The sequence below is a fragment of the Ruegeria sp. H7 genome, from assembly GCF_056532945.1.
Map to the genome: position 1 here is coordinate 324,345 of NZ_JBQFNZ010000002.1, position 20,979 is coordinate 345,323.

21 protein-coding genes are annotated in these 20,979 nt (G+C 62.1%); 11 read left to right on the forward strand and 10 right to left on the reverse strand.

Features of this window, described 5'->3' with window-relative positions; translation table 11 throughout:
* Positions 1 to 37 precede the first annotated feature (37 nt).
* The 3 genes from ACR0AC_RS06660 to mazG all read right to left on the reverse strand — a co-directional run bounded on the left by ACR0AC_RS06660 (position 38) and on the right by mazG (position 2,346).
* A complete protein-coding gene (locus ACR0AC_RS06660; protein ID WP_170450121.1) occupies positions 38 to 487 on the reverse strand; it encodes a GNAT family N-acetyltransferase in 450 nt (149 codons plus the stop codon).
* Positions 484 to 1,425 (reverse strand): nucleoside hydrolase, encoded by a 942-nt coding sequence (locus ACR0AC_RS06665; protein WP_170621928.1) that lies wholly within the window; start codon positions 1,423 to 1,425, stop codon positions 484 to 486. Before ACR0AC_RS06665 ends, ACR0AC_RS06660 begins: the two co-directional genes overlap by 4 nt.
* Positions 1,426 to 1,488: 63 nt before the next feature.
* On the reverse strand, positions 1,489 to 2,346 hold the full coding sequence (gene mazG / locus ACR0AC_RS06670; protein ID WP_170453015.1) for a nucleoside triphosphate pyrophosphohydrolase: 858 nt from the start codon (positions 2,344 to 2,346) through the stop codon (positions 1,489 to 1,491).
* A 66-nt stretch (positions 2,347 to 2,412) separates the two neighbouring features.
* On the opposite strand from mazG, the gene ACR0AC_RS06675 reads away from it, so the two are divergent.
* From ACR0AC_RS06675 to ACR0AC_RS06690, 4 genes are all read left to right on the forward strand, one after another.
* Positions 2,413 to 3,576: a M20 aminoacylase family protein gene (locus ACR0AC_RS06675; protein ID WP_480872500.1), complete on the forward strand. Its 1,164-nt coding sequence runs from the start codon at positions 2,413 to 2,415 to the stop codon at positions 3,574 to 3,576.
* Between the two features lie 12 nt (positions 3,577 to 3,588).
* Complete coding sequence (gene speB / locus ACR0AC_RS06680) at positions 3,589 to 4,563, forward strand: agmatinase (RefSeq protein ID WP_480872501.1); 975 nt, start codon at positions 3,589 to 3,591, stop codon at positions 4,561 to 4,563.
* Positions 4,564 to 4,652: 89 nt separating this feature from the next.
* Positions 4,653 to 5,600: an agmatinase gene (speB, locus tag ACR0AC_RS06685; RefSeq protein WP_480580857.1), complete on the forward strand. Its 948-nt coding sequence runs from the start codon at positions 4,653 to 4,655 to the stop codon at positions 5,598 to 5,600.
* 68 nt (positions 5,601 to 5,668) lie between these two features.
* The gene (locus ACR0AC_RS06690; protein ID WP_170621924.1) at positions 5,669 to 6,067 is read left to right on the forward strand and encodes a DUF1499 domain-containing protein; all 399 of its coding nucleotides are present in this window, start codon (positions 5,669 to 5,671) and stop codon (positions 6,065 to 6,067) included.
* A 15-nt stretch (positions 6,068 to 6,082) separates the two neighbouring features.
* Here ACR0AC_RS06690 and ACR0AC_RS06695 read toward each other — a convergent pair whose 3' ends face one another.
* A complete protein-coding gene (locus ACR0AC_RS06695; protein ID WP_170450133.1) occupies positions 6,083 to 6,370 on the reverse strand; it encodes a hypothetical protein in 288 nt (95 codons plus the stop codon).
* Positions 6,371 to 6,433: 63 nt separating this feature from the next.
* Here ACR0AC_RS06695 and prfA point away from each other — a divergent pair, with 63 nt between their 5' ends.
* The 3 genes from prfA (at position 6,434) to ACR0AC_RS06710 (ending at position 9,157) form a co-directional block, all read left to right on the forward strand.
* Entirely contained in the window at positions 6,434 to 7,489 is a 1,056-nt protein-coding gene (gene prfA / locus ACR0AC_RS06700) for a peptide chain release factor 1 (RefSeq protein WP_170621922.1), read from the forward strand.
* Positions 7,486 to 8,331: a peptide chain release factor N(5)-glutamine methyltransferase gene (prmC, locus tag ACR0AC_RS06705; RefSeq protein ID WP_480626106.1), complete on the forward strand. Its 846-nt coding sequence runs from the start codon at positions 7,486 to 7,488 to the stop codon at positions 8,329 to 8,331. Before prfA ends, prmC begins: the two co-directional genes overlap by 4 nt.
* A 241-nt stretch (positions 8,332 to 8,572) precedes the next feature.
* Positions 8,573 to 9,157, forward strand: coding sequence for a DUF4167 domain-containing protein (locus ACR0AC_RS06710; RefSeq protein WP_170450140.1), 585 nt, complete (start codon positions 8,573 to 8,575; stop codon positions 9,155 to 9,157).
* 52 nt (positions 9,158 to 9,209) lie between these two features.
* On the opposite strand, the gene rsmA is transcribed toward ACR0AC_RS06710, so the two are convergent.
* The 5 genes from rsmA to lptG form a co-directional block, all read right to left on the reverse strand.
* Positions 9,210 to 10,052, reverse strand: a complete 843-nt coding sequence (gene rsmA / locus ACR0AC_RS06715; RefSeq protein WP_480626105.1) for a 16S rRNA (adenine(1518)-N(6)/adenine(1519)-N(6))-dimethyltransferase RsmA — start codon at positions 10,050 to 10,052, stop codon at positions 9,210 to 9,212.
* An 84-nt stretch (positions 10,053 to 10,136) separates the two neighbouring features.
* On the reverse strand, positions 10,137 to 11,102 hold the full coding sequence (pdxA, locus tag ACR0AC_RS06720; RefSeq protein ID WP_480872506.1) for a 4-hydroxythreonine-4-phosphate dehydrogenase PdxA: 966 nt from the start codon (positions 11,100 to 11,102) through the stop codon (positions 10,137 to 10,139).
* Positions 11,099 to 12,352: a peptidylprolyl isomerase gene (locus ACR0AC_RS06725; protein WP_480872507.1), complete on the reverse strand. Its 1,254-nt coding sequence runs from the start codon at positions 12,350 to 12,352 to the stop codon at positions 11,099 to 11,101. Before ACR0AC_RS06725 ends, pdxA begins: the two co-directional genes overlap by 4 nt.
* Positions 12,343 to 14,508 (reverse strand): LPS assembly protein LptD, encoded by a 2,166-nt coding sequence (locus ACR0AC_RS06730; RefSeq protein WP_170450148.1) that lies wholly within the window; start codon positions 14,506 to 14,508, stop codon positions 12,343 to 12,345. Before ACR0AC_RS06730 ends, ACR0AC_RS06725 begins: the two co-directional genes overlap by 10 nt.
* A complete protein-coding gene (gene lptG, locus ACR0AC_RS06735; RefSeq protein WP_170453017.1) occupies positions 14,508 to 15,608 on the reverse strand; it encodes an LPS export ABC transporter permease LptG in 1,101 nt (366 codons plus the stop codon). Before lptG ends, ACR0AC_RS06730 begins: the two co-directional genes overlap by 1 nt.
* Positions 15,609 to 15,838: 230 nt before the next feature.
* On the opposite strand from lptG, the gene ACR0AC_RS06740 reads away from it, so the two are divergent.
* From ACR0AC_RS06740 to ACR0AC_RS06750, 3 genes are read left to right on the forward strand one after another with little or no spacing between them, the layout of a single operon-like run.
* Positions 15,839 to 17,305 (forward strand): leucyl aminopeptidase, encoded by a 1,467-nt coding sequence (locus ACR0AC_RS06740; protein WP_480708297.1) that lies wholly within the window; start codon positions 15,839 to 15,841, stop codon positions 17,303 to 17,305.
* A 3-nt stretch (positions 17,306 to 17,308) separates the two neighbouring features.
* The gene (locus ACR0AC_RS06745) at positions 17,309 to 17,767 is read left to right on the forward strand and encodes a DNA polymerase III subunit chi (RefSeq protein WP_170629375.1); all 459 of its coding nucleotides are present in this window, start codon (positions 17,309 to 17,311) and stop codon (positions 17,765 to 17,767) included.
* Positions 17,768 to 17,801: 34 nt separating this feature from the next.
* Positions 17,802 to 18,848, forward strand: a complete 1,047-nt coding sequence (locus tag ACR0AC_RS06750) for an aldo/keto reductase (protein WP_170450154.1) — start codon at positions 17,802 to 17,804, stop codon at positions 18,846 to 18,848.
* Between the two features lie 67 nt (positions 18,849 to 18,915).
* On the opposite strand, the gene ACR0AC_RS06755 is transcribed toward ACR0AC_RS06750, so the two are convergent.
* Positions 18,916 to 19,902: a GlxA family transcriptional regulator gene (locus ACR0AC_RS06755; protein ID WP_170450156.1), complete on the reverse strand. Its 987-nt coding sequence runs from the start codon at positions 19,900 to 19,902 to the stop codon at positions 18,916 to 18,918.
* 132 nt (positions 19,903 to 20,034) lie between these two features.
* Here ACR0AC_RS06755 and bcoG point away from each other — a divergent pair, with 132 nt between their 5' ends.
* Positions 20,035 to 20,952: a 3-dehydrocarnitine:acetyl-CoA trimethylamine transferase BcoG gene (gene bcoG / locus ACR0AC_RS06760; protein ID WP_480872510.1), complete on the forward strand. Its 918-nt coding sequence runs from the start codon at positions 20,035 to 20,037 to the stop codon at positions 20,950 to 20,952.
* The last annotated feature ends 27 nt before the right edge of the window (positions 20,953 to 20,979 follow it).

Here is a 20,979-nt window from a genome sequence, read left to right on the forward strand (position 1 = left end):
TGTACAATCCGGGCCTGATTTTCCGTGGGGAATCCCGCTAGAGCGGCTTGCTCATCAACATGTAACGCTCACGCGGTTTGAAGCCCGTGCGCAGATACAGCTTTTGCGCCGTTTCATTGGTGCGATCGACTTCCAGATGCAGGGCAGTCAGCCCGGCCTCGGCCAGCGCTTTGGGCAAGTCCAACAGCACTTCGGTTGCGATGCCACGGCCCCGGACGGCAGGGCGGATGTAGATCTCGTCGACAAAGCCGTCCATGCCGCCGAACTCGACCGACCAGCCGAAGGTCAGGATGATGTAGCCCAAAGGCGCGCGGCCCGGACCGATCAGATAGATGCAGCCATGCGGGATGCCTTCCAGCAACGGCAGCAACGCCTCGCGTCGTTGATCGGCATCCTGCGCGATCTGTGCCTCGGTATGGAAAGCGGTGACCAGACCCATCAGGCGATCCAGATCCTCGGGGCGGGCAAGTCTCAGTGCGGCGCTCATAGGCGGGCCAGCCTTTCTGTCAGCAAGTCGAAAAATCCTTCGGCGTCGACATCCCCCATGAACATCGCGTTCGGCGCACGATCCGTGACCCGCCACCAGTCGGCCACGGTCATGCCCAGCGTCAGCTCTGACTGGGTTTCGATCTCAACATTGATGTGGCGGCCCGAGAACAGGTCTGGCCGGATCAGATAGGCCGTCACGCAAGGGTCGTGCAGCGGTGCGCCTTCCGAGCCGTATTTTTCCTTGTCAAAGCGTTCGAAGAAATCGGTCATTTCGGCAACCGCATGGCCAACCTTGCTGTCCAGCGCCCGGAACGCATCGTTGCGATGGGGCGTGACCAGGGCGTCATGGGTTACGTCCAGCGGCATGACCACGATATGAGCGCCGGATTTGAACACAATTTCAGCAGCTTCCGGGTCGACGTAAATGTTGAATTCCGCAGCCGGAGTGATGTTGCCGACCTCAAAATAGGCGCCGCCCATCAGCACGATTTCCTGCACCCGGTCGATGATGTCAGGCGCCTTCTGGAACGCCGAGGCGATGTTTGTCAGCGGTCCCAGCGGACACAGCGTAACCGTTGCCGGTTCCTGCGCGCGCAGGGTGTCGATGATGAAATCGACCGCGTGGCCCTCGGCCAGCGGCATCACCGGGTCCGGCAATACAGGGCCATCCAGCCCGGTTTTTCCATGCACATGCTCGGCGGTGATCAGAGGGCGGTTCAGCGGGCGGTCGCACCCGGCATAGACCGGGATATGCGTGTGCCCGGCCAGTTCACACACGATGCGCGCGTTCTTGGCGGTCAGCGCCAGCGGGACGTTTCCGGCGACGGCGGTGATGCCCAGAACCTGGATCTCTTCGGGGCTGGCCAGCGCCAGCAGGATGGCGACGGCATCGTCCTGTCCCGGGTCGGTGTCGATGATGATCTTGCGCGGTGCCATGCTGTGCCTCCGGGGTCTTGAAGCGCGGACACTCGCAAGTGTCACCGCACTTGTCCAGCGGTTTCAGGCCCCGGTCGGTGCGTCCACAGGCGGGAGTTTGCCGTTGGCGCGGTGTTCCTCGATCTTGACCTCATCCCACAGCGCATCCATCTCGGCCAGATCGCTTTGCGACGGCGTTTTGCCACGGGCGGCGAGGCGCGCCTCAACCTGTTCGAACCGGCGGGTGAACTTGGCGTTGGTGCGGCGCAGGGCGGCTTCGGGCTCGATGCCCAGATGACGGCCCAGATTGACCATCACGAACAGCAGATCGCCGAACTCATCCTCAAGCGCATCGGCGTCTTTGCTGTTGCGCGCCTCTTCCAGTTCGGCGGCCTCTTCGGTGATCTTGGCCAGTACGTGGCTGGCATCGGGCCAGTCGAACCCCACGCGGGCGGCGCGTTTTTGCAGCTTATGCGCGCGCAACAGGGCAGGCAGGTTGGCGGCGACACCGTCCAGCGCGCCTTTCTGTTCCTTTCCCGCACGCTCAGCCGCTTTGATGGTTTCCCAGTCGCGCGTCTGCTGTTCAGCCGATTTGTCGCGGGATTCGTCGCCGAACACATGCGGATGGCGGTCGACCATCTTGTCCGACATGGTGCGCACCACGTCCTGAAAGGTGAAATGCCCGGCTTCTTCGGCCATCTGGGCGTGAAAGACGGACTGGAACAGCAGATCGCCCAGCTCTCCTTGCAGCTCATCATAGGCCTCACGTTCGATGGCGTCGGCAACCTCATAGGCCTCTTCGATGGTATAGGGGGCAATCGTCGAAAAATCCTGTTCGATGTCCCACGGACAGCCTGAATCCGGGTCGCGCAGGCGACGCATGATTTCCAGCAAACGTTCGATACCCGCATCGCTGTCGTGGATCAGAGGATTTTCGGCCATTGCGAACCCTTTCGTTCCGGTGTCAGATGCATCCATTCCGCAGTCCCGATCAGGAGTCCACCCCAGATGCCCGTCGTCAACCGAATTGCCGATTTCTCAGCCGACATGGCCGCATGGCGCCAGCATTTGCACACGATCCCCGAACTGGAGTTCGAGTGCTTTGAAACCGCCGCCTTTGTGGCCGAACGGTTGCGCGAGTTCGGGGTGGATGAACTGCACGAAGGTATTGCGAAAACCGGGATGGTCGCGATCATCAACGGGCAGGGCGACGGGCCGACCATTGGCCTGCGCGCCGATATGGATGCGCTGCCAATTACCGAGGAGACGGGCGTAGACTACGCCTCGAAACACCCCGGCAAGATGCACGCCTGCGGCCATGACGGGCACACCACGATGCTGCTGGGCGCCGCGCGCTATCTGGCCGAGACGCGAAACTTCCGCGGCCGCGTTGCGCTGATTTTCCAGCCCGCCGAGGAAGAGGGTGGCGGGGCCAATGTCATGGTTCAGGAAGGCATCATGGAGCAGTTCGACATCGCTCAGGTCTACGCGCTGCACAACGCGCCGGGCTTTGCCGAAGGCGCGTTCTACACCACGCCCGGTCCGATCATGGCAGCGGTCGATACGTTCGAGGTGCATATCCAGGGCGTCGGTGGCCACGGTGCGATGCCGCATGAGACCCGCGACCCGGTCATGGCCGCCTGCGCCATTGCGCAGGCGATTCAGACGATTGTCAGCCGCAATCACTATGCCTTGGACGATCTGGTCGTTTCGGTCACGCAAATCCATACCGGGACGGTCAACAACGTGATCCCCGATACGGCCTATATCAACGGCACCGTCCGCACCTTCGACCCTGCCGTTCAGAAAATGGTGATGCAGCGGATGGAGCAGATCGTGCAGGGGCAGGCGGCCTCGTACGGAGTCGAGGCGCGGCTGGATTATGTCGTCAGCTATCCCGCGACGATCAATGATGCCGACAAGGCGGGTTTTGCGGCCGAGGTTGCACGGGACGTTGCCGGGCCAGACCGGGTCATCGCAAATACCGGGCGTGAGATGGGGGCCGAGGATTTCTCGTACATGCTGCAGAAACGCCCCGGTGCGTATCTGTTCTTGGGGCAGGGCGAGGGCGCGGGCCTGCATCACCCGAAATACAACTTCAATGACGAGATTGCACCGGTGGGCGCATCGTTCTTCGCGCGGATCGTCGAAAAGGCCCAGCCGCTGGGCTGATGGGGGGCAGGTATGGCACTGGAAGACGCTAAGCATCAGGTAGACGAGGCCTTTACCAACCCCGATCTCAAAGGGTTGTCCTATGAGAACACCTTCGGCGGCGCGACCTCGTTCCTGCGGCGGCTTTACACCAAAGAGCTGAAGGGCGTGGACATCGCCGTAACCGGCGTGCCGTTCGATCAGGCCGTGACCAATCGCCCCGGCACACGTCTGGGCCCCCGCGCGATCCGCGAGGCCAGCGCGCTGCAATCGCCAGATGCACCTTATGGCTGGCCCTTTGATGCACTCAGCGAACTGGCCATTGTGGATTACGGCGACATGGCCTATGACTACGCCAATATCCCGGCCTTTCCGGACACGCTGACCGATCATATCCGGACTATTCTGACCGCCGATGTGGCCTCGGTCACGCTGGGCGGGGATCACTATATCAGCTTCCCGATCCTCAAAGCCTATGCCGAGAAATTCGGGCCGATGTCTCTGCTGCAATTCGATGCGCATACCGACACATGGGCCGACGATGATATGTCGCGCGTGGATCACGGGACGATGTTCTACAAGGCGGTGAAATCAGGGATCGTGGACCCCAAACGCTCGGTCCAGGTGGGTATTCGCACCCATAACGAGGACACGCTGGGCGTCAACATCATCGACGCGCGCGAGGTTTACGAATCCGGCCCCGCCGCCGTGGCCCAGAAGATCAAGGGCATTCTGGGCGACAATCCCGTCTACCTGAGCTTTGATATTGACGGTCTGGACCCGGCCTTTGCCCCTGGCACGGGGACGCCGGTCTGGGGTGGCCTGAGCTCGATCCAGACGCAGATCATCCTGCGCGACATTGCTGGGATCAACATCAAGGGCGGCGATGTGGTCGAGGTGTCGCCTCCGTTCGATACATCCGGTGCGACGGCGATTGCCGGGGCGCATGTGGCCACGCAGATCATCTGCCTGCTGGGGTGGAAACGCCTGATGGCTGGCAAAACGTAAACGCGACCCCTCGGGCGTTAACCAATGGTTAGCCATACCTCCGGTATGTGCTGAGGGACGTGATCTGATGGAGTGGGAACCAAACGCGCATGACTGAGTATAATCAACCGATCAGCGGCAATGATCTGGCGCGGTTTTCCGGGCCGAACACCTTTATGCGTCTGCCGCAGGCGACCTCGCTGGCGGGGCTGGACGTTGCGCTGTTGGGGATCCCGATGGATATCGGCACCTCGTGGCGCTCGGGCACCCGGTTTGGCCCCAAGCAGATCCGCAGCGAAAGCGCGATGATCCGGCCTTATAACATGGCCACATCTGCTGCCCCGTTCGACAGTTTGCAGATTGCCGATATTGGCGATCTTGCAATCAACACCTTCTCGCTGTCCGAAAGCCTGAAGATCATCAAGGACAGCTATGACGGTATTCTGGCGAAGAACGTGATCCCGGTGGCGATGGGCGGGGATCACTCGATCACTTTGCCGATCCTGCGGGCGATTGCGGCCAAACACGGGCCGGTGGCTCTGGTCCATGTGGATGCCCATGCGGATGTGAACGATGAGATGTTTGGTGAGAAGGAAACCCACGGCACCGTCTTCCGTCGCGCCTATGAAGAGGGGCTGATCGTCCCCGACAAGACCTTCCAGATCGGCATTCGCGGCTCGGGCTACGCCGCCACCGACTTTACCGAGGCCAAAGACTGGGGCTTTCGCCAGTTTCCGGCGTGGGAGTTGTGGCAACAGAACCTGACCCAGATCGGCTCGCAGATCCGCAAGACGGTCGAGGATCACCCGGTCTACATCACCTATGACATCGACAGTCTCGATCCCGCCTACGCACCCGGCACCGGCACGCCCGAGATTGGAGGATTGACCACCCCGCAGGCGCTGCAACTGATCCACGCCTTGCAGGGGGTGAATGTGGTGGGCTGTGATCTGGTCGAGGTCTCTCCGCCTTACGACCCGTCGGGCAACACGGCGCTGACGGCGGCGAACCTGCTGTTCGAGCTGTTGTGCATCCTGCCCGGCGTGACGTCGCGGTAAAGCCGTACGGGGCACCTTGTTCCGGTGGCGGATCGGGATAGGCTGACGGGAAAAGGTTGAGGTAGGTGATGAAGATAGCCCTTGGTTTGCTTCTTTTTCTGGCCGTTGGGATGGCGGCGTATATCCGATTGGCACCGTCAGACCCAAAGCGCTGGCACGTGGCCCCTCAGGCCGATGCGGATCGTGACTTGCAGGGCGGCGTTTTGCGCGTGGTTGAGGCGGGTCCGGATGGCCTGGCGCGTCTGGATGCGATTGCAAGGGCGGCACCGCGCACCACGGTTCTGGCCGGATCGGTTGGGGACGGGATGATCACCTACATCACCCGCACCAAGGTGATCGGCTTCCCGGACTACACGACGGTACAGCAGGATGGGGATGTCCTGCGCATTCACGGGCGTTTGCGCTTTGGCCGCAAGGATTTTGGAGTGAACAAGGCGCGGGTTGATGGGTGGTTGGGGCAGATGTGACGCCGCAGGTGTCGCTTAGGACGCGGCGGTGTCGGGCGCAGGTTCCAGATCCGGCCAGTCGGACGGCAAACCAGACGACAAGCACCCTTCCTGCACCTCGCGCCACATGGGCACATTCAGTGACATCTGGCATTGCGCCATGAACATGCGGCCATCGACCTGCAGGCAGATCATCTCACCCAGTTCAACGCGCGTGCCGGTTTTGTCGGTGCAATAACAGTCCTGAACCTTGCCATTCGGGCCGGTCACATCCGCCATAACAGGCGAGGCACACAGCAGTAATCCAAGAACAAACCGTTTCATGGGCAGAATCTTAGCACAAGGCTAGCCCTTGACCAAAGCCCCGGATTAAGAGACACCGCCGGGATGATCCCCGAAGAACGCCTTGAGCAGATAACCCAGCGATTCCAATACCTCGAAGCGGCCATGGCTGATGGTGCCTCGGGCGGGGACATTGCGGCTTTGGCCAAGGAGTATTCGGACCTCAAGCCGGTGGTTGACCAGATCATGGCGTGGCGTCAGCTGGTTGCCGATCTGTCCGAGGCCGAGGCGATGCTGTCCGACCCGGATATGAAGGAACTGGCCGAGGAAGAAATCCCGGAATTGCAGGCGCAGATTCCGCAAGCCGAACATGCGCTGCAACTGGCCTTGCTGCCCAAGGACGAGGCGGACGCCCGCCCGGCGATGCTGGAAATCCGACCCGGCACCGGCGGGGACGAGGCCGCGTTGTTTGCGGGGGACCTGCTGCGCATGTACCAGCGCTATGCGGAAAGTCGCGGCTGGCGGTTCGAGATTATCGAGGAACAGGCCTCGGATCTGGGGGGCGTCAAAGAAGTTGTGGCCCACATCAAGGGCGACAATGTCTTTGCCCGGATGAAATACGAATCCGGTGTGCATCGGGTGCAGCGCGTGCCTGAAACCGAAAGCGGCGGGCGTATTCACACCTCGGCAGCGACGGTGGCGGTTCTACCCGAGGCTGAAGATGTGGACATCCAGATCGACGCAAATGACATCCGCATCGACACGATGCGCAGTTCCGGTGCAGGTGGGCAGCACGTGAACACGACCGACTCGGCGGTGCGGATCACCCACTTGCCGACAGGCCTTGTGGTGACCAGTTCCGAGAAGTCGCAGCACCGCAACCGCGAGATCGCGATGCAGGTGCTGAAAACGCGGCTTTATGATCTGGAGCGGCAGCGGATCGACAGCGAACGCTCGGCCGATCGGGCCAGTCAGGTGGGGTCGGGCGACCGGTCGGAACGGATCAGAACCTATAACTTCCCGCAAGGCCGCATGACGGATCACCGCATCAACCTGACGCTCTATAAGCTGGATCAGGTGATGCAGGGCGATCTGGATGAAGTGATCGACGCACTGACCGCCGATGATCAGGCCCGGCTGCTGGCCGAGATGGCGCAATGACCGGGGTGCAAACAGCGGCACAGGCCATGGTGGCCGCCACGGCGCGCCTGCGGGCTGCGGGCGTGGAAGATCCGGCGCGGGACGCCCGTGTTCTGCTGGCCCATGCGGCGCGGATTGAAGCCAGTCGGGTCACTCTGATCGCGCCCGAAGAACTGCCGCCCGACATTGCCGAACGCTACGACCAGTTGATCTCGCTGCGCGCCATCCGGGTGCCAGTCTCGCATCTTCTGGGTGAGCGTGAATTCTATGGTCGCCGGTTCCATGTCAGCCGCGACGTTCTGGACCCGCGCCCCGAGACCGAAGCGCTGATCGAAGCCGCGCTGAGCGAGCCGTTCGACCATGTGCTGGATCTTGGTGTCGGCTCGGGCTGTATACTGATCACATTGCTGGCTGAACGCACCAGCGCAAGCGGGGTGGGCGTGGATCTGAGCGAGGCCGCCTGCCTGCAAACCAGCGCCAATGCAGTGCAGCACAATGTGCAGGCGCGTGCCGAAGTGCTGCGCTCGGACTGGTTCGAGGTGGTCGAGGGCAAGTTCGACCTGATCGTCTCGAACCCGCCATACATTGCGCTGACGGAAATGCCGGACCTGTCCCCGGAAGTGCGCGAGCATGAACCCCGGATGGCCCTGACAGATGAGGGCGACGGGCTTAACGCCTACCGCCATCTGGCCGCCGATGCGCCGGATTTTCTGCTGCCTGGCGGGCGCATTCTGGTTGAAATCGGCCCTACACAGGCCACGCAGGTTGCCGCGTTGTTTGACGCCTCTGGTCTGGCGGATATCCGCGTGATCCCGGATCTGGACGGGCGTGACCGCGTCGTGGGCGCACGTCTGCCTGCTTGAAATCAACAGTATGAGGCCGAAAAACGCCGGTTTTGGTAAAAAAGCTGCGAAATATCCGAGAATCCTCTTGTCTGCCGGGGCAGGACATGTTTACTCAGGATTAGTCGGCGAGGTTGACGCTGTTGCAGCGCACCCCTGACGCCAAGCCCAAAAAAGTTGACTTCCCGTCATGGCAAACGCCGCAGAGCAGTGCAGAACACGGGTTGGTCGACAGCGAATGACAAGGCTGACGTAAAGTAAGATGAGATCTTCCAAATCCCGCTCGCGGGCCAAGAACAACCGCAATCGTCCTTCCGGCGGTAACGTCGTGAACCGTGTTTTTGACAGCTCGGGCCCCGAGGGCAAGGTGCGTGGCACGCCGCAGCAGATCATTGACAAATACAACCAGCTTGCCCGCGACGCTCAGTTGTCAAACGACCGTGTCGCAGCCGAGAACTTTCAGCAGCACGCGGAACATTATCTGCGGATGCTGAGCGAGGCACAGCGCGAGATCGAAGCCCGCCGCGAAGAGCAGGAGCGCCAGAACCGCGAGCGTCAGGCCGAGCGTGACCGCGAACGCGCCGAACGGCAGGAACGCGAAGCCGCCCGTCAGGCCGACCCGGCCGAGGCACCACAACCCGATGTGATGGATTTCTCGCCCGAGGCGTCGGCGCCTGAAAGCGGGTTGGTCGAAACACCGGAAAGCAAAGGCGACGCCCAAACGGCTGAAGCGCCCGAGAAAAAAGAAAAACCCGCCCGCAAACCGCGTGCCCGCAAGCCCAAGGCCGCGCCTGCGTCAGAGGGTGCGCCCAAAACGGATGGGGATACCCCGGAAGCGGCTGAGTAAATCCCGATAGACGAATTCAAAAAGCCCCGGACACTGTCCGGGGCTTTTTTGCTCAGCGGTTCGTAATTTGGCGCGCCAGCGCACAAAAACCTTCAAGCGGGACTTGTTCGGCGCGTTCTGTGGGTTTGATCCCGGCTGCGATCAAGCGGTCCTCGATGTCGGGGGCCACGCCTTTCAGCGAGGCGCGCAGCATCTTGCGGCGTTGGTTGAAGGCGGCGGCCACAACGCGCGACAGCGTGGCTGCATCGGCCGGATAGCGCGGCTCGGGCAGGGCGGTCAGGTGGACCACGGCGCTGGAGACTTTGGGCGGGGGCGTAAATGCGCCGGGGGGCAGTGACATGGCGATGCGCGACTCGGCCCGCCATTGGGCGAGAATGGCAAGGCGGCCATAGGCCTTGCTGCCGGGTTGGGCGACGATGCGCTCGGCGACCTCGCGCTGGAACATCAGGGTCAGGCTTTGCCAGAAGGGCGGCCATTCGGGCGGGGTCAGCCAGCGGACCAGAAGCTCGGTGCCCACGTTATAGGGCAGGTTGGCGGCGACGCGGATCGGTGGCGTCAGATGTTCCAGCGGGTTGATTTCCAGCGCGTCGCCGTTGATCACCTCTAGCTGGCCCGGATAGGCCGCAGCGATGTCGTTCAGGGCGGCGATGCAGCGGGTGTCTTTTTCCACTGCCACAACCTTGCGCGCACCTTCCGAAAGCAGCCCCCGCGTCAGGCCGCCGGGGCCGGGGCCGATTTCCAGAACGTCGCATTGCGTCAGATCCCCGGCCTGACGTGCGATCTTGGCGGTCAGGTTGAGGTCCAGCAGAAAGTTCTGGCCCAGCGATTTGCGGGCCGACAGCTGGTGGGTCGCGATGACCTCGCGCAGGGGGGGGAGGGTGTCGATAGCGCTCATGATCCGGTTACCGTGGCGCGGGTTGATGGGGGAGCGCCAGAGATTTTTTGCCTCCGGCGGGGATATTTTCAGCCAGGTGAAGGATCAAGGGGTTTGTGCCATCTGTTGGGCGAGTTTCAGGGCCTCGATCAGGCTGGTGGGGTTGGCGATGCCTTGTCCGGCAATGTCCAGCGCGGTGCCGTGGTCGGGGGATGTTCGGATGAAGGGTAGGCCGAGCGTCACGTTGACGCCTCGGTCGAAATCCAGCGTCTTGATCGGGATCAGGGCCTGGTCGTGATACATGGCGATGGCCGCGTCATAGCGGGCGCGGGCGGCGGCGTGGAACAGCGTGTCTGCCGGATGCGGCCCGGTGACGGAGCAATCCTTGCTGTCCAGACCCGCGATCAGGGGCGCGATCCAATCCAATTCCTCGGTGCCCATCTTGCCGCCTTCACCGGCATGGGGATTCAGCCCCGCAATAGCGATCCTTGGATGCGCGATGCCGAATTGGCGGCGCAGCCCGTCGGCGGTCAGCGCGATTGTTTCGGTCAGCAGATCGGGCGTCAGTTCCTGTGGTACCCGTGACAGGGGGATGTGAATGGTGGCGGGAACAACCCGCAACTGCGCGCTGGCCAGCATCATCACAACGCGCTGTCGCCCCGCCAGTGCGGCCAGAAACTCGGTATGGCCCGGATAGGCAAACCCGGCCCCGTCGATCAGGGCCTTTTTGTGGATCGGCGCGGTGCAGAGCGCCGAGGCCGCGCCAGATTGCACCAGCGCCACGCCACGTTCGATCGCGTCGATCACGCTTGGGGCGCTGGCGGGGTCGGGCTGTCCGGGTGTGTTTTGGGCAGGGAAGTCCAGATGCAGTACCGGCAGCGCGTTTGGGCTGATCTGAACAGCTTCGGCCGGGTCTGCGATGTGTTGCGTTGGTGTGCCGGCGGGCAGGTGCGATGCGTCGCCGATATAAAAAAACGGGCAGGTGTCACGCAGTTCGCCCCATGCCTTGGCGGCGATTTCAGGGCCGATGCCCGCCGGATCACCGCAGCTGAGCGCGATGGGGGCTGTCATTGCTCGGTTATGGATGCGTCGGCGCGCAGCTGTTCCAGCAGGCTTTCGGCAAATGCTTGCAGGCGTTGCTGGGTCAGGGCGTTGGCGACATCAACGCGCGAGGTATCTTCACCCAGATCGCGGGTGCGGTTGCACAGCATCAGGAACATCAGCGTTTGCCCATTGTTGCGGGTCAGCGCCGTAGACACCTCGTTGCGGTCCAGCTTAGCCAGTTCCACGGCAACATCCTGCGGGATTTCCGATGGCGCGGCCTCGATCCGTTCCAGCACCTCGGCGGGTTGGTCCTTGGCGATGCCGTACAGGTCGTCGCAAGTGTCGATATCCTCGCGCAGGCGGGCAGCCTGGGCCAGCGTGTCACCGCTGCGCCCGCCGGGCAGGTAGTAGACCGCGTAGTCGATTTTCGAATATCGGGGCGCGCCGGTCGAGACCTCGCGAATACCGCGCATCTGGAACAGCGCGATGGCGTTGGGCAGGCCCACGGGCTCGGTGATCTCACCGTTTTCCAGTCCCAGAATCAAGGGTTGCAGCGCAGGTGGCAGGTTGGTGATGTTCAGCCAGTCCAGCCGTCCGCCATTGTTGCGGGTGGCAGCTGCCGAGTATTGCGCGGCGGCTGAGGAAAACGCGTCAAACCCTTGCAGGCGCGAGATTTCTTCGGCCAACAACTCGGTTTGTGCCAGGGTTTGCTGGTTCACCGGAATGATGATCTCGGACAGCAGGACCTGAAGGCCACCGCCGCCGCCCTGACCTAGGGCGCGGTTGATCTCGTCTTCGGTGGGGCGGGCCTGAGACAGAAAACGCGCGCTGATATAATCGCGCCAGGCCAACTGATCGGCCACGAAATCGCGTACCGTTTCGGGGTCGACGCCCGCGTCGCCCAGCAATTGCAGGAACTGATCAGTGCTGAGTTGGCCGCGCGCGGCGAATTCGTCGATGCCGACCTGCACGTCTTCGGGGGCGGCTTGAATCCCGGCCTCACGCATGGCTTGTTTGCGCAGACGTTCATCGATCAGGGCCTGCCGGACCTCGGCCTCGGTGCCGCCGGGGATGCCCAGAACGTTCAGGAACTGGATACGCTGTTCCAGCTCGTACCAGGTGACGATGTCCTGATTGACGCGGATCGCGGGTGAGAACAGGCTTTGGGCCCCCGACTGAGGGGCGGACAAGGCCAAGATGGCTGCTGCCAATGCCGAAGTAACCGGTTTGGAGCAACCGGAACGGAGAAACCTGACGAAACCTGTAATCAACTGCATTTTCTCTTGTATGTCTTTCCGCCGCCTTCAACGGCATATCCTGTCAGCGAAAGGGTAAACCCGAATTCGGTCGAAGGCTCAATAGTTGTTGTCGATGTAAAGCGCCTGCTTACGGACATGTTAACCTGCACGCACTCGTTCTGATAAGTCACGCCCAGCCCCAGACGAATGGGTTCCGAGGCAGCCAGATCATAGCGGGCTGAGGCGCGGGTCAGCCAGTTTTCGTCAACCCGGTAGCGCCCGCGCAGCCAGATTTCCGAAATCTCGTCATCCAGATTTTCAGCGGGATCCGCCTCTTGCCAGACATAGCTGCCGGTGATCGCACTGCCTTCACCGGTCCAGCCGCCGCGCAGCTCGGCCTTGGTAAAGCTAAAATCACCATCGATCAGCCCACGCCCGGCCAGCGACCAACCGTTGGCTGTATTGATCTGACCGGCCAGCAGCAGATCAGAGGTTGTGCCCTGTAGGCCCGAGGTCAGGTTGAAATTCGGGTCGGCTTCGCTGCGAAAGACCTGACCCACGGTGGCCAGCGCCTGCCAGCCGTTCGCCTTGTACCGCGCCCAGTTCACGCCAAAGACGGCGGTGGCCCCATCCTCGCGCTGGTCTTCTGCCGGGAAGCGGGACAGGGACAGCAGGTTGCCCTGATCGAATTCCTGAAACGTGCTTTCGTCGTTGGGTACATCGGTATCGGACACATCGGTCCAGCCGAACTGTGCGATCGGTTCCAGAAACTGGGTCGCGCCGGATTGTTCCCGGCGGGTCATCGGATAGCGCAGGGTCAGTGCCGCGCGTGGCGTTGCACGTGTGACCTGATCCGGGAACGCGCTGTCATTGCGGATGTCGAACGTATCCACCGATGTGCCCAGCTGCACGTCGGCCCGAAGCCCTGTGGCAAAGGTCCAGCTGCGCAACCATTCCGCGTCAAAGGTTGCACGCGCAATGTCACGGCCAACAATATCCTCGTCGCTGGTGCGTTCGTGGGCGTGAGTAATGAATCCCAGCCGTACTTCACCGCCGATGGCGTTGGGGAAATAGCGCCTTTCATAGTTCAGATCGAACACACGCGAGGGGATCTCATCCTGATCCTCGCTGTCGCGCAGGGTCTTGTAATGGATGAAACTGGTGCGGAACGCGGTGTCGCGTTTGATCCGGGTCAGCGCGATTTCGCTGCGCAGGCGGTCGAAATCCGGCAGGCCGTAATCGGCAAGATAGGCGTCATCGGATGTGGTGCGCAGATTGAAGCTCAGCCGGTAGTCGTTCTTGAGGTTGAAGAAACCGTTGGCGAACAAATAGCCGCGATCCTGATCCGGTTGCACATCATCGCGGGTAAACGCGCCTTCGATCTGAATGCGGCCGTTCTTGAAGGCCTGACGATAGCGATATCCCAGCGTTTTGGTCTGGGCCGACACATAAGGCGTCAGCGTCAGGTCCTTATGATCGCCGATTTTGAAGAAATACGGCACCTGCACGCCGGTTCCCAGTTGCGAGGTGCTGCGGATCGACGGCACCAGAAACCCGGTTGCCCGGTCAAGTGTCGGATCCGGCAGGCGCAGATAGGGGAAATAAAACACCGGGAAATCCAGCACCCGAAGCTGTGCGCCTTCGAAATACAACTGTCGTTCGAGCTGGTCGTGGATTACCCTGCGCGCCCTGATCTGCCACAGAGGCGGTCTGCCATTTGCGCAGACATGGCACGACGTGGCCGAGACCTTGCTGAACTGCGTATAGCGCCCGGCCGCCCGATTGGCCTGAACCGAGGCGATCTGCACCTGCTGGTCAAACACCATCCGAGCGCCGATCAGCAGGCCGTTTTGAATACCTTCATCCAACTCGCCCGAATCCGCCAGCAGCGTGGTCTGTCCGGCCTGATCGATGCGGATCGGACCTTCAAGGACAAGCTGCCCGGTTTCCTGATCGAAAGTGACCCGTTGGGCGGTCAGTTTCACATCGCCCTGAAACGCCTCGACATTGCCTTCGGCGACCAGCTTTCGCTCGGGCGTGATGAAGATTTTGTCGGCCACCAGCAAGGCGGGCTGTTCCTGCTGCGCCGCTCCATCCGCAGGCGCGGGTCCAGGCGCGGTTTGCGCCTTCAACGCGGTGGTCGGGGCTGCAAAGACCAAGACACCTGCCAGAAGCGCAGATACGATGCGCGGCATTACCCGTCCTCCGCATGCAGCAACAGGCCAAGTGACAGGAATATGGCGGCAACGGGCGGGGCCCAGGCAGCGACGTAGATGGGCAATTGACCGTTTTCCCCAAGAATTTGCGCAAAATTGCGTACGAAATAGATGGCAAAGCCCAACAGAACCGCCGTCAGAACCGCCACACCGGTTCCACCGAAACGCACGTGGCGCATGGTAAATGCGGCGCCGATCAGAACCATCGACACCAGAAAGAAGGGGCGCGCCAGTTGGACTTGCAGCCAGACCTCGTACTGTTTGGTCGAGAATCCGGCCTCGCGCAGATCTTTGATAAGCTGCGGCAGGTCGTACACAGAAACGGAGTCCTGTTGGCCCAAAGTGTCCAGAATGCGCTGACGGGTCAGCGAGGTGGGCAGGTCCAGCCGATCATGCTCGACCGCGTTCAGTTCAGGGTTCTGGCCGTCCTCAAAGTTCCAGACCTTGGCCTGCATCAGAACCCAGCTTCCATCGATCAGCCTGGCACGGTCTGCAACGATCTGTTGGGTCGGTTTGCCGTCCGGATCGAACGAGACGATGGTGACATCACGCAGGCGCAACTCATCCCCGTTCGACGTGCCTCGGGCGTGTATCACGGCCTGACCTGTGTCGGTGCTTTGACGCAGCCACAGGCCTTCGCTGCTGATCGACAGGGCGGAACTGCCGTTGTTGCGGTAGGAATCGGACAGGCGCTGATATTCCTCGGAGGTGGCTGCCGCGATCGGATTCAGCAAGGTCACGGCAAGCGCACCGATGATCAGCGCCAGCAGGACAGGGGCCACCAGCGCCCGGATGCCGGACCGACCCGTGGCCCGCGTCACCACAAGTTCAGAGGTGCGCGCCAGCCCCACGAACAGCGCGATAGTGGCCAGGATCACCAGCAGGGGCAGCATTTCGCTGATCGCGGCGGGCGTGTTCAACAAGGTCAGTTGCAACAAGCGGCCAAAGGAAAGGTCAACCTCGTTGAACCGACGTACCTGTTCGATCAGGTCGATCAGAATCATCAGGGTCAGAAAGATGCCGCCGATGACCAGAAAGCTTTGCAAAAAGCGGCGGGCGAAGTAGCGGTCCAGTATCACGGGCACAGCCCCGCTGGGCTTGCATCACAGGCAGTCTGGCCAAGGCCTGTCCCGCATATGGTCATGCGCGACGGCGTGTGCCTGCCGTTTAGTGCCACTGTCGTCTCCCCTCGAGCCTGCCGAATATTTTTTCAGGACTTTAATGCAATTGGTGGTCGGGGAAAACTGCTATCTGGTCAAGCCGGGCGACGCGGGCTAGGTCTTGGGGAACAGATTTTGAGGAGCGCGCAATGAGCAGTCTAGTCCCCATCCAGTTTCAGGCCTTCGACGTGGACGCGATGGCACAGGCCGAGGGGCGTGTCGTCGTCGTCATTCCCGCGGACCGAAAGCTGAGCCCGGCGGCCAAACGCGCCAATCGCCTGACGCGCGGGGCCGTGGCGCGGCTGCTGGAAAGCGACCGGTTTGAAAAGGTGAATGTCGGGGATGTGGTGTCGCTGGCCTGGCCAAGCGGAATGGCGGCCGAGGCGCTGGATATCCTGATCCTGCCGCGCCGCCCTGATGCAGATGAAGCGCGAAAGGCCGGGGCAAAGCTGGCCAAGCTGTCGGACAATCAACCTTTGCTGGTCATGGCCGGAAATCTTGCCCGCACCGAGGATCTGGCGTTGGGCTTTGCCCTGCGTTGCTATGATTTTGACGCGCACAAAACCAAGGAAAGCGACGCGCCGGGCACGGTCACGATCAGTCACCAGAAACCGGACGAAGTCGAAGCCGCCTTTGCGCCGATGTATGCGGTCGCCGACGGTGTGCGGATGACCCGCGACCTGACCAACGAGCCCGCAAATGTGCTGACCACCACCGAATTCGCGGATCGTTTGGCCGAGATGGCCGAGCTGGGTCTTGAGGTCGAAGTGCTGGACGAGGACAAGCTAGCCGAACTGGGCATGCGCACATTGCTGAGCGTCGGGCAGGGCTCGGACAGCCCGTCGAAAGTGGTCGTCATGCAGTGGAATGGCGGTGACAAGGACGATGCGCCTCTGGCGCTGGTCGGCAAGGGCGTGGTGTTTGATACCGGTGGTATCTCGCTGAAACCGGCTGGTGGCATGGAAGACATGACCATGGATATGGGCGGCGCGGGTGTTGTTGCGGGCACCATGCGGGCGCTGGCCAAACGCAAGGCCAAGGCCAATGTTGTGGGGCTTGTTGGTCTGGTCGAGAACATGCCCTCGGGCAACGCCACACGTCCCGGCGATGTGGTCAAATCGATGAAGGGCGACACGGTCGAGATCATCAACACCGATGCCGAGGGGCGCTTGGTGCTGTGCGACGTGATGTGGTACGCGCAGGAGCGGTTCGAACCGGTGGGCATGATCGATCTGGCGACCCTGACTGGTGCGATCATCATCGGGCTTGGGCACGAAAATGCCGGTGTCTTCTCGAACAATGACACGTTCTGCGATGCCTTCCTGAAATCGGCGCGGGCCGAGGATGAGGGCGCATGGCGGATGCCGCTGGGTGAGGCGTATGACAAGCAACTGAAATCCCGCATTGCCGATATGAAGAATGTGGGCGGACGGCCCGCAGGCTCGATCACGGCGGCACAGTTTCTGCAACGGTTCGTCAAGGATGACACGCCGTGGATTCATTTGGACATTGCCGGGGTGGCCTCGGTCGCGTCCGAGACCTCCTACGCGCCCAAGGGGGCCACTGGCTGGGGGGTCCGTGCGCTCAGCCGCTTTGTGCAGGACAATTTCGAGTAAACCATGGGGGCCGTCTATTTCTACCACCTGACCCAGAGGCCGCTGGAGCACACTTTGCCGGTGCTGCTGGACAAAGCGCGGCAGGCCGGGTGGCGGATTGCCGTGCGGGGCACCGATCCCGCCCGGCTGGACTGGCTGGATGAAAAGCTGTGGCTGGGGCCCGAGGAAGCGTTCCTGCCCCATGGCCGCGCAGGCGGGCCACATGATGCGATGCAGCCGATCCTGCTGACCTCGGACATGCAGGCGGCAAATGACGCCACATGCGTTATGTCGGTGGACGGGGCTGCGGTGGAACCGGATGAGGTTGCAGCACTTGACCGCGTCTGCATCCTGTTTGATGGCAATGACGAACAGGCCGTTAACCAAGCGCGCGGACAGTGGAAAGCCCTGACCGGCGCGGGGTGTTCGGCACAGTACTGGTCCGAAGAATCGGGCCGTTGGGAAAAGAAAGCCGAGGCGTAACGCGCGGCTGTCGCAAATTTCAGGAGGGTGACGGATGGAAATGAAGCCATTGGGTCGTACCGGCATCATGGTCTCTGATCTGTGTCTGGGAACGATGACCTTCGGGACGCAGACGTCCGAGGCGGATGCGCACGCGCAGATGGATCTGGCGCTGGGGGCAGGGATCAATTTCGTCGATGCCGCCGAGATGTATCCGGTGAATCCGGTCTCGAAGGAAACCATCGGGCGAACCGAGGAGATCCTGGGCAACTGGAACGCGGCCAACGCGGCGCGCCGGGGCGACTATGTTCTGGCCACCAAGCATTCGGGGTCGGGCATGTCTTACGTGCGCGACGGCGCGCCGATTTCGGCGCAGACCATCCCTGAGGCAATCGAAGGCTCTCTGCGGCGGTTGCAGACTGAATATATCGACCTTTATCAGTTTCACTGGCCCAATCGCGGCAGCTACATGTTCCGGCAGAACTGGAATTATTCCCCGTCGGGTCACAACACCAACGAGGTTCTGGAGAACATGCAGGAGTGCCTTGAGGCCCTGCAGACGCAGGTCGATAAGGGCAACATCCGCGCCTTCGGCCTGTCGAATGAAAGCGCCTGGGGCATCGCGCAGTGGCTGCGCCTGTCCGAACAGATGGGCGCGCCTCGGGTCGCGTCGGTGCAGAATGAGTATTCGCTGCTGTGCCGGCATTTCGACACCGACATGGCCGAGCTGAGCGTTCATGAAGACGTGGGCCTGATGGCGTTTTCACCTTTGGCGGCGGGGTTTTTGACCGGCAAGTATCAGGGCGGCGCGGTGCCCGAAGGATCGCGCATGTCGATCTCGGCCGAGATGGGCGGGCGCAAGTCGGACCGGGTGTTTGATGCGGTGGCAGCCTATCTCGAGGTTGCCTCGGCGCATGGTCTGGACCCCACCCATATGGCGCTGGCATGGTGCCGGACGCGGCCCTTCATGATGTCGGCCATTTTCGGTGCGACTTCGGTGGCGCAGTTGGAACATATCATCGCCGGGACAGACCTGCAGCTTTCCGCTGAGGTTCTGAAGGACATTGGACATGCGCATCGCGCGCATCCGATGCCGTTTTAGGGGGCTCTGCCCCCGTCGCCTTTGGCGACTCCCCCGAGGTATTTTTGGCCAGATGAAGCGGATCCGGTCAGTGATGGGTGGGGTGCGCGCGCTCTTGCCTCAGGTCGCGGGCCGATTGGCCATGGGCGGTGCGGAAGGCGCGGGCGAAGCTGGATTGTGAGGTGAAGCCTGTCGCAAGTGCCACATCCATCAGTGGCATGTCGGTGTCGGTGACAAGGCGGCGGGCCTCGGCCAGGCGCAGTTGCAGGTAGTGGTCTTGCGGCGTGGTGTTGAGGCGCAGGCGGAACTGCTGTTGCAGCGTGCGCGGGCTGGTGCCCAGACGGTCGGCGATATAGGCGAGCGGCAGGGGGTCGTCGAGCGCCGATTCCATCAGGCTGTTCGCTTTGGCTGTCAGCGCAGTATGGCGGAGCGGAGCACCCGTGCGGCTTTGCGGTTTGGTGGGTTCCGGCGCGCCTTCGTACAGGAACAGGCCCGAGACGCGCGCGGCAAAGCCTGCGCCGTGACGCGCGGCGATGATGTGCAACATCATCTCGACCGCCGGGATCGCGCCGCCGGATGTCAGGCGGTTTTCGGATACTGTGAAGCGGTCGGGGCGGACATCTACCTCGGGGAAGCGGGCCGCGAAGTTGTCGAGGTCTTCCCAGTGGGTTGTGGCCGCGTGGCCATCCAGCAGACCAGCCTCGGCCAGCAACCAGGGGCCGCCGTCAATGCCGGCCATTGTGGCACCCGTGCTGGCAATACGGCGCAGACCGGCCAGCAGGCTGGGGGTGGCGTGGCGGGCCAGTTGGAACCCGGCCACGACGATCATCAGGTCGCAGCTTTGCAGCCGCGCCAAGGGGATGCCGGGGACGCTCAGCGCGCTGGTCAGCATCGCGGGTTCCGCTGTGGCGGTCACGTAGTCCCAGTCAAAAGCCGGGCGGTCCGCCAGACGGTTGGCGGCGCGCATCGGATCAACCGCCGAGGCGAAGCTGAGCGTGTTGCATTCATCCAGCACCAACACCGCCGTTTTCAGGGCGCGATGTTCGGGCTGGAGTATGTTTTTTGCGGATTTCATCAAGTTCGATTCGCATTCTGGCAAGTGTTTCCCCAAGGCTGCGTCAGAGTCGGGGGTGAACGCAAATCGATTGCCGGGGAGAAGCCTGGGGAAAACTCAGGGCGAAACCGGGTATAACTTGGGGAAAACACCATGCCTCTGGAAATGAACCGCGATGTCTTCATTACCTGCGCTGTTACCGGCTCGGGTGGAACGCAGGATCGCAGCCCGCATGTGCCACGCTCGCCGCAACAGATTGCCGATAGCGCAATTGCTGCCGCCAAGGCCGGTGCGGCGGTGGTGCATTGCCATGTGCGCGACCCTGAGACCGGCGCACCCAGCCGTCGGCTGGATCTGTATCGCGAGGTGACGGACCGTATCCGTGACGCCGACGTGGATGTGGTCTTGAACCTGACGGCGGGTATGGGCGGGGACATCGTGTTTGGCGGGGTCGAGAGCCCGTTCCCGGTGAATGAAGCCGGAACCGACATGATCGGGGCCTCGGAGCGCGTGGCGCATATTGCCGAATGTCTGCCGGAGATTTGTACTCTGGACTGCGGCACGATGAACTTTGCCGAGGCTGACTATGTCATGACCAACACCCCCGGTGCGCTTCGGGCGATGGGGCAGATGATGACCGATATGGGCGTGAAGCCTGAGGTCGAGGCCTTTGACACCGGTCATCTGTGGTTTGCCAAGCAGTTGGTGAAGGAAGGGATTCTGGAGCCGAATGCGCTGGTGCAACTGTGCATGGGGGTGCCCTGGGGCGCGCCGGATGATCTGAACACGTTCATGGCGATGGTGAACAATGTACCGGATGACTGGACGTTCAGTGCCTTTTCGCTGGGGCGGAACCAAATGGCCTATGTGGCGGCAACGGTGCTGGCAGGGGGCAATGTGCGTGTCGGGCTTGAGGACAATCTGTGGCTGGACAAGGGCGTCTTGGCTGAAAACTGGCAGTTGGTCGAACGCGCGGGCACCATCATCGAGAACATGGGCGCGCGGGTGATCGGACCGCAGGGGGTGCGCGAGAAGCTGGGCCTGGAGAAACGGGCACCGGTTGCGAAGTGACACCTACGGGGAAATTGGGGGCCAGCC